This window comes from Pseudomonas sp. LTGT-11-2Z (genome assembly GCF_003691445.1).
Lineage (GTDB): Bacteria > Pseudomonadota > Gammaproteobacteria > Pseudomonadales > Pseudomonadaceae > Aquipseudomonas > Aquipseudomonas monteilii.
Window position 1 is genome coordinate 4,412,247 of sequence record NZ_CP033104.1, and the last position, 12,420, is coordinate 4,424,666.

General features: G+C 61.5%; 10 protein-coding genes and 1 tRNA gene. 4 read left to right on the top strand and 7 right to left on the bottom strand.

The annotated features are described in order from the left end of the window. Positions 1–283: 283 nt before the first annotated feature. Positions 284–1,765 (bottom strand): glutamate--tRNA ligase, encoded by a 1,482-nt coding sequence (gltX, locus tag D8767_RS20710; RefSeq protein WP_016715155.1) that lies wholly within the window; start codon positions 1,763–1,765, stop codon positions 284–286. 144 nt (positions 1,766–1,909) lie between these two features. On the opposite strand from gltX, the gene D8767_RS20715 reads away from it, so the two are divergent. Then, the gene (locus tag D8767_RS20715; RefSeq protein WP_016715154.1) at positions 1,910–2,965 is read left to right on the top strand and encodes an HlyD family secretion protein; all 1,056 of its coding nucleotides are present in this window, start codon (positions 1,910–1,912) and stop codon (positions 2,963–2,965) included. 49 nt (positions 2,966–3,014) lie between these two features. After that, entirely contained in the window at positions 3,015–4,505 is a 1,491-nt protein-coding gene (locus tag D8767_RS20720; protein WP_174244696.1) for an MDR family MFS transporter, read from the top strand. Between the two features lie 70 nt (positions 4,506–4,575). On the opposite strand, the gene uvrB is transcribed toward D8767_RS20720, so the two are convergent. Further along, positions 4,576–6,591: an excinuclease ABC subunit UvrB gene (gene uvrB / locus D8767_RS20725; protein ID WP_016715152.1), complete on the bottom strand. Its 2,016-nt coding sequence runs from the start codon at positions 6,589–6,591 to the stop codon at positions 4,576–4,578. 287 nt (positions 6,592–6,878) lie between these two features. On the opposite strand from uvrB, the gene D8767_RS20730 reads away from it, so the two are divergent. Together D8767_RS20730 and D8767_RS20735 are read left to right on the top strand one after the other, a co-directional pair. After that, positions 6,879–8,075 carry an amino acid aminotransferase gene (locus D8767_RS20730; protein WP_016715151.1) on the top strand — a complete coding sequence of 399 codons (1,197 nt, stop codon included), beginning with the start codon at positions 6,879–6,881 and terminating at the stop codon, positions 8,073–8,075. A gap of 62 nt (positions 8,076–8,137) precedes the next feature. Further along, a tRNA-Asn gene (locus tag D8767_RS20735) sits at positions 8,138–8,213 on the top strand. A gap of 89 nt (positions 8,214–8,302) precedes the next feature. Here D8767_RS20735 and D8767_RS20740 read toward each other — a convergent pair. The 5 genes from D8767_RS20740 to D8767_RS20760 form a co-directional block, all read right to left on the bottom strand. Next, positions 8,303–8,863, bottom strand: a complete 561-nt coding sequence (locus D8767_RS20740; protein ID WP_016715150.1) for a DUF1285 domain-containing protein — start codon at positions 8,861–8,863, stop codon at positions 8,303–8,305. A gap of 10 nt (positions 8,864–8,873) precedes the next feature. Then, the gene (locus D8767_RS20745) at positions 8,874–9,479 is read right to left on the bottom strand and encodes a DUF4823 domain-containing protein (protein WP_016715149.1); all 606 of its coding nucleotides are present in this window, start codon (positions 9,477–9,479) and stop codon (positions 8,874–8,876) included. 66 nt (positions 9,480–9,545) lie between these two features. After that, complete coding sequence (locus D8767_RS20750) at positions 9,546–10,514, bottom strand: GTP 3',8-cyclase MoaA (protein ID WP_028699296.1); 969 nt, start codon at positions 10,512–10,514, stop codon at positions 9,546–9,548. 107 nt (positions 10,515–10,621) lie between these two features. Further along, positions 10,622–11,257, bottom strand: a complete 636-nt coding sequence (locus tag D8767_RS20755) for a TetR/AcrR family transcriptional regulator (RefSeq protein WP_003260720.1) — start codon at positions 11,255–11,257, stop codon at positions 10,622–10,624. 365 nt (positions 11,258–11,622) lie between these two features. After that, a complete protein-coding gene (locus D8767_RS20760; protein WP_016715147.1) occupies positions 11,623–12,405 on the bottom strand; it encodes a TatD family hydrolase in 783 nt (260 codons plus the stop codon). Positions 12,406–12,420 lie beyond the last annotated feature (15 nt).

Below are 12,420 nucleotides of genomic sequence, written 5' to 3' on the forward strand. Positions count from 1 at the left end.
TCGCTCTGAACAGAATCGCTGGCTGGGCGGCTCGCGTTTCGTTTTCGTTCATCGCTGTGGACGGGGCGCATATTAAGTTCGGATTGCAGGGCTGTCAAACTAATTTTTTAAAATAATCAAAAAAATTTTCACAGATAACAATCACTTACCGCCCTGCCCTACCAAAACCTCAGCATCGAACCCTGTGGGAGCAGGTTTACCCGCGAATGCGGCAGTGCAAGCGCCATCGTATTCGCGGGTGAACCCGCTCCCACAGGTTTCAGCTACAGGCTGGGAAACGCCGTCAGGCAATCGAGGCCAACAGCTTTTCCCACTCCTTGTTTTCTTTCTTCGACACGCCACCCAGCAAGTCCAGGGCCTGACGCAGGCGGTAACGGGTCAGGTCCGGGCCAAGGATTTCCATGGCGTCCAGTACCGAAACCGAACTGGCCTGGCCAGTGATGGCGGCGAACATCAGCGGCATGGCGTCACGCAGCTTCAGTTCCAGCGCCTCGACCACGGCCTGGATGCAGCCGGTGATGCGCTCTTTTTCCCACTGGCGCAGGCTTTCGAGCTTCCACAGGATCAGCTGGATCACCTGACGCACCTGGTCGGCCGACAGCTTCTTGCTTTCGAACAGCTTGGCATCCAGCTTCAGCGCGCCTTCGAAGAAGAACCCGCCCAGCGGGGCAACCTGGCTGAAGGTTTCCACACGACCCTGCACGTGCGGGGCGATCTTCATCATGTAGTCGCTGTTGAATGCCCACTTCTGCAGGCGTGCCGCGAATTCCTCGACCGGCAGCTCGCGCAGCCACTGGCCGTTGAGCCACGACAGCTTCTCGATGTCGAAAATCGGCCCGCCCAGCGAAATACGCGACAGGTCGAAGTGCTCGACCATTTCGGCCAGCGAGAACTTCTCGCGCTCGTCCGGCATCGACCAGCCCATGCGGCCCAGGTAGTTGAGCATCGCCTCGGGCATGAAGCCCATGCGCTCGTAGAAGGTGACCGAGGTCGGGTTCTTGCGCTTGGACAGCTTGGATTTGTCCGGGTTACGCAGCAGCGGCATGTAGCACAGCTTTGGCTGTTCCCAGCCGAAGTACTCATACAGCTTGATCAGCTTGGGCGCCGACGGCAGCCACTCTTCGCCACGCAGTACGTGGGTGATGCCCATCAGGTGGTCGTCGACCACGTTGGCCAGGAAGTACGTCGGCAGGCCGTCGTTCTTCATCAGCACCTGCATGTCCATGCGGTCCCACGGGATTTCGACATCGCCGCGCAGCATGTCCGGGACCACGCACATGCCTTCGCTCGGCACCTTCATGCGGATCACATGTGGCTCGCCAGCGGCCAGGCGGCGCTGCACTTCCTCGGCGCTCAGCAGCAATGCGCGACCATCGTAGCGCGGGGTTTCGCCGCGGGCTTGCTGCTCGGCACGCATCTGGTCCAGCTCTTCAGCGGTGCAGAAGCAGTAGAAGGCGTGGCCGGCGTCGACCAGTTCCTTGGCGTACTTGGCGTAGATCTCGCCACGCTCGCTCTGCCGGTACGGACCGTGCGGGCCGCCGACGTCCGGGCCTTCGTTCCATTCGATGCCGAGCCAGCGCAGGGCGTCGAAGATCTGCTGTTCCGACTCGCGCGTGGAGCGCAGCTGGTCGGTGTCTTCGATGCGCAGGATGAACTCACCGCCGTGCTGCTTGGCAAAGCAGTAGTTGAACAGGGCGATGTAGGCAGTGCCGACATGGGGGTCGCCGGTAGGCGATGGCGCGATACGCGTGCGTACGGTGGTCATGGAAGGTCTCGAACGAAAGATGAAACAAAGGCGGGATGTTAGCAGGAGGCAGGCACCGGGCTCCAGCAATGGCGCGAACGTCACTTGTCGACAGGCCCTGTGCCGCTGTTAAATTTATTTACAATTCTGGAACGATAGTCCCCCATGCCCGCCCAACTCAAACGTCGCCTGCTGGTCTTTTTCACCCTCGTGACCCTCATCGCCCTCGCCTTCCTGGCCCACTGGTACTTCAAAGGCCGCTTCTACGAGAGCACCGACAACGCCTATGTACAGGGCGAAATCACGCGCATTTCCAGCCAGCTGGGCGCCCGCATCGACACGGTGCCGGTCGAGGACAACCAGCACGTCAACAAAGGCGACCTGCTGGTGCGCCTGGAAGCCGCCGACTTCGAGCTGGCGGTTGAGCGCGCCAATGCCGCCCTCGCCACCCGCGAAGCCGAGTACGCACAGGCGCAAAGCCGCCTGACCCAGCAAGGCAGCCTGATTGCTGCCGGCCAGGCCCAGGTGGCGGCCAACCAAGCCACTTTCGACCGTTCACGGCTAGACCTGAGCCGCGCCGAGAAGCTGCGCAAGCCTGGCTTTGTATCCGAAGAACGGGTCACCACCCTGTCGGCAGACAGCCACGTCGCCGGTTCTCAGGTCGACAAGGCCCGCGCCGACCTGCAAAGCCAGCGCCAGCAAGTCAACGCGCTGAACGCCGACCTCAAGCGCCTCGATGCGCAAATCGCCAATGCCCGCGCCGACCTGGCCCAGGCTGAGCTGAACCTGACCCGCTGCGAGATCCGCGCACCGATCAGCGGCACCATTGGCCAGCGCAATGCGCGCAATGGCCAGGTGGTGCAGGCCGGCGCCTACCTGCTGTCGATCGTGCCCGATGAAGACATCTGGGTGCAGGCCAACTTCAAGGAAACGCAGATTGGCCACATGCAGCCCGGCCAGCGCGCTGAACTGCTGTTCGACAGCTACCCCGACACGCCCATCGAAGGCCGGGTCGACAGCCTGTTCGCCGCGTCGGGCGCGCAATTCAGCCTGCTGCCGCCCGACAACGCCACCGGCAACTTCACCAAGGTGGTGCAGCGCATCCCGGTAAAACTCACCTTCCGCGCCGACAACCCGCTGCACGGGCGCATCCGCCCCGGCATGTCGGTAACCGCCACCGTCGACCTGCGCAGCGAAAACGAAGGCCACGATGGCCGGTGATCAACTGCTCAGGCCTACAGCCGAGCCAACCCGACGCGACTGGATCGCAGTGATGAGCGTGATGCTCGGCGCCTTTATGGCGGTGCTGGACATCCAGATCACCAACTCGTCGCTCAAAGACATCCAGGGCGCACTGTCGGCCACGCTGGAAGAAGGTTCATGGATTTCCACTTCGTACCTGGTAGCGGAAATCATCATGATCCCGCTAACCGCCTGGCTGGTGCAGCTGCTGTCGGCGCGGCGCCTGGCGGTGTGGGTATCTGCAGGCTTCCTGCTGTCGTCGCTGCTGTGCTCGATGGCCTGGAACCTGGAGAGCATGATCCTGTTCCGGGCCCTGCAAGGCTTTACCGGTGGCGCACTGATCCCGTTGGCCTTCACCCTTACCCTGATCAAACTGCCTGAGCACCACCGCGCCAAAGGCATGGCCATGTTTGCCATGACGGCCACCTTCGCCCCGTCCATCGGCCCCACTCTGGGCGGCTGGCTGACCGAAAACTGGGGCTGGGAGTACATCTTCTACATCAACATCCCGCCGGGGCTGGTGATGATCGCCGGCCTGCTGTACGGGCTGGAAAAGAAGGAAGCGCACTGGGAACTGCTGAAAAGCACCGATTACGCCGGCATCGTCACCCTGGGCCTGGGGCTGGGTTGCCTACAGGTGTTCCTGGAGGAAGGCCACCGCAAGGACTGGCTGGAATCGCACCTCATCGTGGGCCTGGGCAGCATCGCCCTGGTCAGCCTGATCACCTTCGTCATCCTGCAGTTTTCCAGGCCAAACCCGCTGATCAACCTGCGCATCCTGGGCAACCGTAATTTTGGCTTGTCGAGCATTGCCAGCCTGGGCATGGGCGTGGGGCTGTACGGGTCGATCTACCTGTTGCCGCTGTACCTGGCGCAGGTGCAGGGTTACAACGCCTTGCAGATCGGCGAGGTGATCATGTGGATGGGGATTCCGCAGCTGTTCCTGATTCCGCTGGTACCGCAACTGATGAAAGTGGTTTCGCCCAAGGTGCTGTGTGCGTTGGGGTTCTGCCTGTTCGGTGCGGCCAGTTTCGGCTCGGGGGTGCTCAACCCGGATTTTGCCGGGCCGCAGTTCAACCAGATCCAGATCATCCGCGCCTTGGGCCAACCGATGATCATGGTGACCATTTCGTTGATCGCCACAGCCTACATCCAGCCGCAGGATGCCGGGTCGGCTTCGAGCCTGTTCAATATCCTGCGTAATCTGGGTGGAGCGATTGGCATTGCCTTGCTGGCCACCCTGCTGGATGCGCGGACCAAGGTGTACTTCGATTACCTGCGGGAGGCGGTGGTGCCGAGCAACCCGCAGGTGGCGGAGCGGCTGGCGCAGCTGGCCGAAAGGCTGGGGAATGACAATGCGGCGCTGGGGAAGTTGAGCGAGATTACTCACCAGCAGGCGTTGATCATGGCGTACAACGATGCGTTCCACTTCGTTGGGATTGGGTTGGCGGTGAGTATGGTGGCGGTGTTGCTGACCCGGAAGTTGCCGGAAGGCTTGAAAGCCGGGGAAGCCCACTGAGGCTATTTCAGATTAAATGCGCCCCATGCGGGAGCGGGCACGCCCGCTCCCGCATGGCCGGCGACAGGCTTCAGCTGGTAATCAACCGCTCCCGCAGTTGAGTGATCTCGTCGCGCAACTGCGCCGCCGCCTCGAATTCCAGATCGCGGGCAAACTGCATCATCTTCTCTTCCAGTTGTTTGATACGCTTGGTGATCTCGCCCGGCGTACGCAGTTCGGCTTCGTAACGGGCGCTCTCCTCCGCCGCCTTGGCCATGCCCTTGCGTTTCTTGCTGCGCGCGCCAGGGACGGTGGCACCTTCCATGATGTCGGTGATGTCCTTGACCACGCCCTTGGGCACGATGCCGTTGGCTTCGTTGAACGCGATCTGCTTCTCGCGGCGGCGCTCGGTTTCGTCAATCGCCCGCTGCATCGAACCGGTGACAGTGTCGGCGTACAGGATCGCCCGGCCATTGAGGTTACGCGCAGCACGCCCGATGGTCTGGATCAGCGACCGCTCGGAACGCAGGAACCCTTCCTTGTCGGCATCGAGGATCGCCACCAGCGACACCTCCGGCATGTCCAGGCCCTCACGCAGCAGGTTGATACCGACCAGCACATCGAAAGTACCCAGCCGCAGGTCGCGGATGATTTCCACCCGCTCCACGGTATCGATGTCCGAGTGCAGGTAGCGCACCCGCACGTCATGGTCGGCCAGGTAGTCGGTCAGGTCTTCGGCCATGCGCTTGGTCAGCGTGGTGGCCAGCACCCGCTCGCCCAGGGCCACACGCTTGCGGATCTCCGACAACAGGTCATCCACCTGAGTCAGTGCCGGGCGCACCTCGACCTGCGGGTCGACGAGGCCGGTCGGGCGCACCACCTGCTCCACCACGCGCCCGGCGTGCTCAGCCTCGTAGGGGCCAGGGGTAGCGGACACAAAGATGGTTTGCGGGCTGACATTCTCCCATTCATCGAAACGCATGGGGCGGTTATCCAGCGCCGAGGGCATGCGAAAGCCGTACTCGACCAGGGTTTCCTTGCGCGAGCGGTCGCCTTTGTACATGGCGCCGACCTGCGGAACACTGACGTGGGATTCATCGATCACCAGTAGCGCATCCGGCGGCAGGTAGTCGTACAAGGTGGGCGGCGGTGCGCCGGCCGGGCGGCCAGACAGGTAGCGCGAGTAGTTCTCGATGCCGTTGCAGTAGCCCAGCTCCAGAATCATCTCCAGGTCGAAGCGGGTACGTTGTTCCAGACGCTGCGCCTCCACCAGCTTGTTGGCCTTTTGCAGGTACTCCAGGCGTTCCTTCAACTCTTCCTTGATACCCTCCACCGCCTCCAGCAGGGTTTCCCGCGGCGTGACGTAGTGGCTTTTGGGGTAGAAGGTAAAACGCGGCAACTTGCGGAAGACCTCGCCGGTGAGCGGGTCGAAGGCGGCGATATTTTCCACCTCGTCATCGAACAGCTCGATACGGATGGCCTCAAGGTCCGATTCGGCCGGGAAAATGTCGATCACATCACCACGCACGCGGAACGTGGCACGGGCAAAGTCCATTTCGTTGCGGGTGTATTGCAGATCAGCTAGCCGGCGCAGCAGCGCACGCTGGTCAAGCTTGTCACCACGGTCTACGTGCAGGACCATTTTCAGGTAGGACTCGGGGCTACCCAAACCATAGATGCACGAAACGGTGGTCACGATGATCGCATCGCGCCGCTCCAGCAGTGCCTTGGTCGCCGACAGGCGCATCTGCTCGATATGGTCGTTGATCGAGGCGTCCTTCTCGATGAAGGTGTCCGAAGACGGCACGTAGGCTTCAGGCTGGTAGTAGTCGTAGTAGGAAACGAAATACTCCACCGCATTGTTGGGGAAAAACGCCTTGAATTCGCCGTACAGCTGCGCGGCCAGGGTCTTGTTAGGCGCCAGCACCAGGGTCGGGCGCTGCACCTGCTGGATGACATTGGCAATGCTGAAGGTCTTGCCCGACCCGGTCACCCCGAGCAACGTCTGGTGCGACAGCCCCGCCTCGATGCCTTCGACCATCTGGCGAATGGCCTCGGGCTGGTCGCCGGCCGGCTGGAAACGGGTGACGAGCTGGAACTCGGACATGACGGACCTCGCGGTGCTGCAGCAACTGTAAATTTAGCCAGTAGTCTATACCCAAATGCGCCCGCCCGGGGGCGCTTTCAAGGCGTAGCTGTGAGCGCGTGTAACGGTGGACCCGGCAATTCGACCAATGGTCGAAAAATATTTGCGCAAATAGCCGGAAAAGCTGTGCCAGAGTGTCGCAGTGACCGGTCGGTATCACTATACTGACTCCCCGTTTGTGCACCGCTTCAGTGCATTCGGCTGGAGCGTGTACGTCCTATCACTCTCCAATCAGAGCCAAGGTAACAATGAGCCTGTTTTCCGCTGTCGAGCTGGCACCCCGCGACCCTATTCTGGGCCTCAACGAAGCATTCAACGCCGACCCACGTACCGACAAGGTCAACCTGGGCGTTGGCGTGTACTGCAATGAGGAAGGCCGCATTCCGCTGCTGCGCGCCGTGATCGAAGCCGAGACCCAGCGTGCCGCCCAGCACGCCTCGCGCGGCTACCTGCCGATCGACGGTATCGCCACCTACGACCAGGCCGTGCAAAAACTGATCTTCGGCGCCGAGTCGCCACTGCTGGCCGCTGGCCGCGTGGTTACCGTGCAGGCCGTCGGCGGTACCGGCGCACTGAAGATTGGCGCCGACTTCCTCAAGCGTATCTCGCCAAACGCCGTGGTTGCCATCAGCGACCCAAGCTGGGAAAACCACCGCGCCCTGTTCGAATCGGCCGGCTTCCCGGTGCAGAATTACCGCTACTACGACGCGCCGACCCACGACGTCAATCGCGCCGGCATGCTCGAAGACCTGAACAACCTGCCGTCCGGCTCGATCGTGGTGCTGCACGCCTGCTGCCACAACCCGACCGGCGTCGACCTGAGCCTGGATGACTGGAAAAACGTCCTGGAAGTGGTCAAGGCCAAAGGCCATGTACCGTTCCTCGACATGGCCTACCAGGGCTTTGGTGACGGCATCGCCGAAGACGCCTTCGCCGTGCGTCTGTTCGCCGAGTCGGGCCTGGAGTTCTTCGTTTCCAGCTCGTTCTCCAAGTCGTTCTCGCTGTACGGCGAGCGCGTGGGAGCGCTGTCGATCGTCACCGCATCCAAGGACGAGAGCACCCGCGTGCTGTCGCAGGTCAAGCGCGTGATCCGCACCACCTACTCCAACCCGCCAACCCACGGCGCCACCATCGTGGCCACCGTACTGAACAGTGCCGAACTGCGCCAGATGTGGGAAACCGAACTGGCCGAAATGCGCGAGCGCATCCACGGCATGCGCAAGCAGATGGTTTCGCTGCTGGCCGAATATGGCGCCAACCGCGACTTCAGCTTCGTTGGCCGTCAGGTTGGCATGTTCTCCTACTCGGGCCTGACCGTTGAACAGGTTGCCCGCCTGAAGAACGACTTTGGCATCTACGCCCTGGACACCGGCCGCATCGCAGTGGCCGCGCTGAACCAGAGCAACATCCACGTGGTCACCAAAGCCATCGTAGAAGTGCTGTAACTCATTGTTTTGCCAAGGGGTAGCTTGACATCCTCTTGGCAATCAGTAAGATACGCGCAGATTCCGCGATAGCTCAGTCGGTAGAGCAAATGACTGTTAATCATTGGGTCCCTGGTTCGAGTCCAGGTCGCGGAGCCAAACACTGAAAAGCCCCCGGTTGCGCAAGCAACCGGGGGCTTTTTCGTGGCTCACCGGAAGGATGTCAGCGCCTGGCAGATCGAGCGCCTTCAGCTACTCCGCCCGATCGGGTAAAACGCCCCTTGGCTCCACACCCCAAGCCACTCGTCACCGTCGATCACACGCGGCACCGCCAGTTCCACCAGCTGGTAGAACACGTTGCGATGAATCAGCGCCTCAAGGTTGCTACGCATCAGCACATAGGGCGACGGCTCTTGCGTCACCGGGTCGATCACCACGCGCAGCGGGCTGTCCGGGCCGGCATCCACCTGATCCTCGACATTGCTGGTAAAGCGCAGCACCTGCTGTTCGCCCTCCCCCAGCACCTCCAGCGCCACCGCCACGAACGGCGCGTCATCCACGCGGATGCCAACCTTTTCTACCGGAGTCACCAGGAAGTAGTCATCGCCATCGCGGCGGATGATGGTGGAGAACAGCCGCACCATCGGTTTGCGCCCGATCGGCGTACCCAGGTAGTACCAGGTGCCGTCGCGAGCGATCCGCATGTCGATGTCGCCGCAGAAGTCCGGGTTCCACAGATGCACCGGCGGCAACCCCTTGGCCTTGGGGATCTGCGCCAGAAGATCATTGGCCTTGCCGGAATCGCTCATCACGCCTGCCTCATTCGCTCATGCCCAGAAGGCTACGAGCGTACTCGCGCATCGGTGCGCCAAGCAAATCCTCGGGGGTATTGTCGTGGAACGTCAACAAACCGCCACGGCTCTTGATGCGTGCGGTATCGATCAGGTAGCGGGTATTGGTTTCGATCAGCATCATCTGCACCACGCCACTGTCCCAACCCAAGCGGTCGACCGCCTGTTCGTCATACCATTCGTCGCCATTGCCGATGCGGTCGTCGGTACGGGCGAAGCGGGTGTACAACACGTAGTCCGCACCTACCGAACGTGCCTGGGCAACGGCTTCTTCCAGGCCCAGCGGCCCCTGGGCACGGCGCACCAGCGGGAAATACTCGACGAAGCTCTTGAAGGCCTGCTCGGCCACCACGTTCTGCCGTGGCACCGGCCCCTTGCCCGGTGGCACGAACGCGCCCTGGCCAATGAAGATGAACGAATCGGGCTGCAGACGGATCGACAGGGTGCGACGGGTATCGTTGTGGTCGAGCAGACCGGCATCGCTCATGTGATAACGAACGCCCTCGCCCATATCGCTGACATTCATGCAACCGCCCAGCGCCATCAGCGCCAGCAGCAAGACCAGGCTACGCATCTTTCCTCCAGTGGCCGGTGACGAAAAACCGGCGAATAGCCGGCGGATGCAGCTTTTGCGCCAGCTTCAGCCGCCGATCACTTTCATCACCATCACATCCCCGGCAAACGCTTGCTCTTGCTTGTCAGCCAAGGCCTTGACCAGCAAGCGCTGCAGGGCCGGCAATGCTTGATGGCGTGGCTTATCCAGCAGATCGCCGACGAAGTGGCGATTGCTGGACGAAAGGCAGCCATGCAACCAGCCTGTAGAGGACAAACGCAAACGCGAGCAGGTGCGGCAGAACGGCAGGCTTTCGTTGGCAATGACGCCAAAGTGCCCACGCCCAGGTATTTGATAGCGCAAAGCCGTGGCGTCCACTGGCGCATCGACCTGGGCATAGGTGTGCCTGCTGCCAATCAGCGTGAGCAGTGTGTCCAGGCCGACGAACTGTTGCAGGAACGTATTGCGGTCACGCGCCAGGTGGCCCATGCGCATGAGCTCTATGAAGCGAAGCTCAAAGCCGCGTTCAAGGCAGTAATCCAGCAGGGGCAATACCTGGTCGAGGTTCTGCCCACGCATCGGCACCATGTTCACCTTGATGCGCATCCCCATCGCACTCGCCTGCTCCATACCTGTCAGCACATTGGCCAGGTCGCCACCCCGCGCAATGCGGCGGAAGGCTTGAGGGTCAAGGGTGTCGAGCGAAACATTCAGGCGGCGGATGCCAGCTGCCTGCAACTGGGGCAACTTGCGCGCCAACAACTGGCCATTGGTGGTCAACGAAATATCATCGAGGCTTAGTTCGGCGACAGCGGCCAGAAAGGCATCCAGGCGTGGGCTGACCAACGGCTCACCGCCCGTGATGCGCAGCCGCTCGATACCGGCCGCTTCGATCAGGTAGGCCACGCCACGGGCCAGGGCATCCGCCGACAATTCGTCCTGCGCCGCCACCAGACGCTTGCCGTCTGGTACGCAGTAGGTGCAGGCGTAATTGCAGGCAGCCGTCAGGCTGACGCGCAGGTTGCGAAAACGCCTGCCTTGACGATCGACAATCATGAATGACTCCGGCATGGATGATGAGGGCTGGCAAAACCTGACTCATAAATCAGGTTTTTGCAAGCCCCCGCTTCATACCGGGTATCAGCAGCGAAGGAAGCTGCGCTTCAGTTCGAAGGTTCCGGATCGCGCTTGCGCTTGTTACCCATGCGCACGCCAATGTCCATCAGGAACTGGAAGAAGCCCTCCTGGTCCTCCAGCACATTGCTCCAGAACGGCGAGTGGTACAGCGCCACGGCGCCATGCACCAGTGCCCAGGCGGCGCAATAGTGGAAATAGGGCGGCACGTCTTCAAGCTTGCCTTCGCTGATGCGGCCTTTGATCAGCTGGGTCAGGCGGTCGAAGTTGGAGGCCCGAATGCTGTGCAGTTGCTCGACCATTTCCGGCACCTGATTGCCCTTGACCACCTTTTCTTCCAGGCGGTCGAACAGCCGGTAACGTTGCGGGTCGCGCATGCGGAACTCGAAGTAGGCACGCGACAGGGCTTCCTTGTCGCGGTCGACGTCGGCCGAGTGCAACAGTGCGTTCAGGTCACGCTCATAGTCGAGCATCAGGCGCAGGTAGATCTCCGCCTTGGACTTGAAGTGCTTGTAGATCGTGCCTTTGCCGATGCCCACGGCGTCGGCGATCATCTCGACGGTGACGCTGTCTTCACCCTGTTCGAGAAACAGCTTGAGCGCGGTGTCGAGGATTTCCTGTTCGCGACGGCGAAACTCACGGACCTTACGAGGTTCTTTCTGCATGGGAAGGACTGGATGACAATCGAAGCGGTTTATTATGCCTAACTTGCGGGAAATTGCACGGATCATCCAAGCATGTCTGTGTTTCACGATGCATATGGCCATGCGCTGCGGGAGGAATGGCACCTCGGTGTATTCCAAATCTGTTTAAAAAACGACCAATATGCACTGGCACGGCGCCAAACCTGACCAATACTTGAAGTGTTGGCGCGGCGCATCCCCCCCAAGTGGCGCGCCGATAAAGGTGCTCAGGGACCGCGTACCTTTGTTTTACTCCTAATGGTCTTAACCCGGATTCCCCCCCCAGAACCCGGGTTTTTTTTGCGCGCCTCGCAGGGTGGACTGGCCAGGGGATACAGTTCGAGCGATCAGCGCACTCGCGCCAAGGGGAACAACCGCTTGAAGTTCGCCGTGGTCTGCTCCGCCAGTTGCTCATAACTGGCCCCCCGCAACGAGGCCACATACTCCGCCACCTCGCGCACATACTGTGGCAAATTCGGCTTGCCCCGGTGCGGAATCGGCGCCAGGTACGGCGAATCGGTTTCCACCAGCAGCCGATCGACCGGCACCTGCCGCGCCACTTCGCGCAGGGCTTCGGCATTGCGGAACGTCACGATGCCAGACAGGGAAATGTAATACCCCAAATCCAGCGCCGCCCTGGCCATGTCCCAGTCTTCGGTAAAGCAATGCAGCACGCCGGCCTGCGGCAGGTTGGCCTCGCGCAACAACGCCAGGGTATCGGCGCGTGCCGCCCGGGTGTGCACGATCACCGGCTTGCCAGTCTGCCGCGAGGCTTCCAGGTGCAGGCGGAACGAAGCCTGCTGCAGTTCGGCAGCTTCGGGCTCATAGTGATAATCCAACCCGGTTTCGCCAATCGCTACCACATGCGGGTGGGCCAGCTCGCGCAGCAGCCACTCCAGCGCTGGGGTTTCACCCGGCGCCAGGTCCAGCGGGTGTACACCTACCGAGCAATCAACATCGGCGTACTGCTCGCTCAGGGCTTTCACCGCGCCGGCGTTCTCGGCACTGACACCGATACAGAGGAAGTGCCCCACCCCACGCTCACGCGCCGCCTGCAAGGCAGCATCGAGGGAGCCCTGATGGGCGCTCAGGTCAAGACGGTCGAGGTGGCAATGGGAATCTACGAGCATGGGATAACAGCACAC

Excerpts from the sequence above, each read along its gene's own strand:
- gltX (WP_016715155.1), bottom strand. The coding sequence starts at position 1,765 with ATGACCACCGTACGCACGCGTATCGCGCCATCGCCTACCGGCGACCCC.
- D8767_RS20715 (WP_016715154.1), top strand. The coding sequence starts at position 1,910 with ATGCCCGCCCAACTCAAACGTCGCCTGCTGGTCTTTTTCACCCTCGTG.
- uvrB (WP_016715152.1), bottom strand. The coding sequence starts at position 6,591 with ATGTCCGAGTTCCAGCTCGTCACCCGTTTCCAGCCGGCCGGCGACCAG.
- D8767_RS20730 (WP_016715151.1), top strand. The coding sequence starts at position 6,879 with ATGAGCCTGTTTTCCGCTGTCGAGCTGGCACCCCGCGACCCTATTCTG.
- D8767_RS20740 (WP_016715150.1), bottom strand. The coding sequence starts at position 8,863 with ATGAGCGATTCCGGCAAGGCCAATGATCTTCTGGCGCAGATCCCCAAG.
- D8767_RS20745 (WP_016715149.1), bottom strand. The coding sequence starts at position 9,479 with ATGCGTAGCCTGGTCTTGCTGCTGGCGCTGATGGCGCTGGGCGGTTGC.
- D8767_RS20750 (WP_028699296.1), bottom strand. The coding sequence starts at position 10,514 with ATGATTGTCGATCGTCAAGGCAGGCGTTTTCGCAACCTGCGCGTCAGC.
- D8767_RS20755 (WP_003260720.1), bottom strand. The coding sequence starts at position 11,257 with ATGCAGAAAGAACCTCGTAAGGTCCGTGAGTTTCGCCGTCGCGAACAG.
- D8767_RS20760 (WP_016715147.1), bottom strand. The coding sequence starts at position 12,405 with ATGCTCGTAGATTCCCATTGCCACCTCGACCGTCTTGACCTGAGCGCC.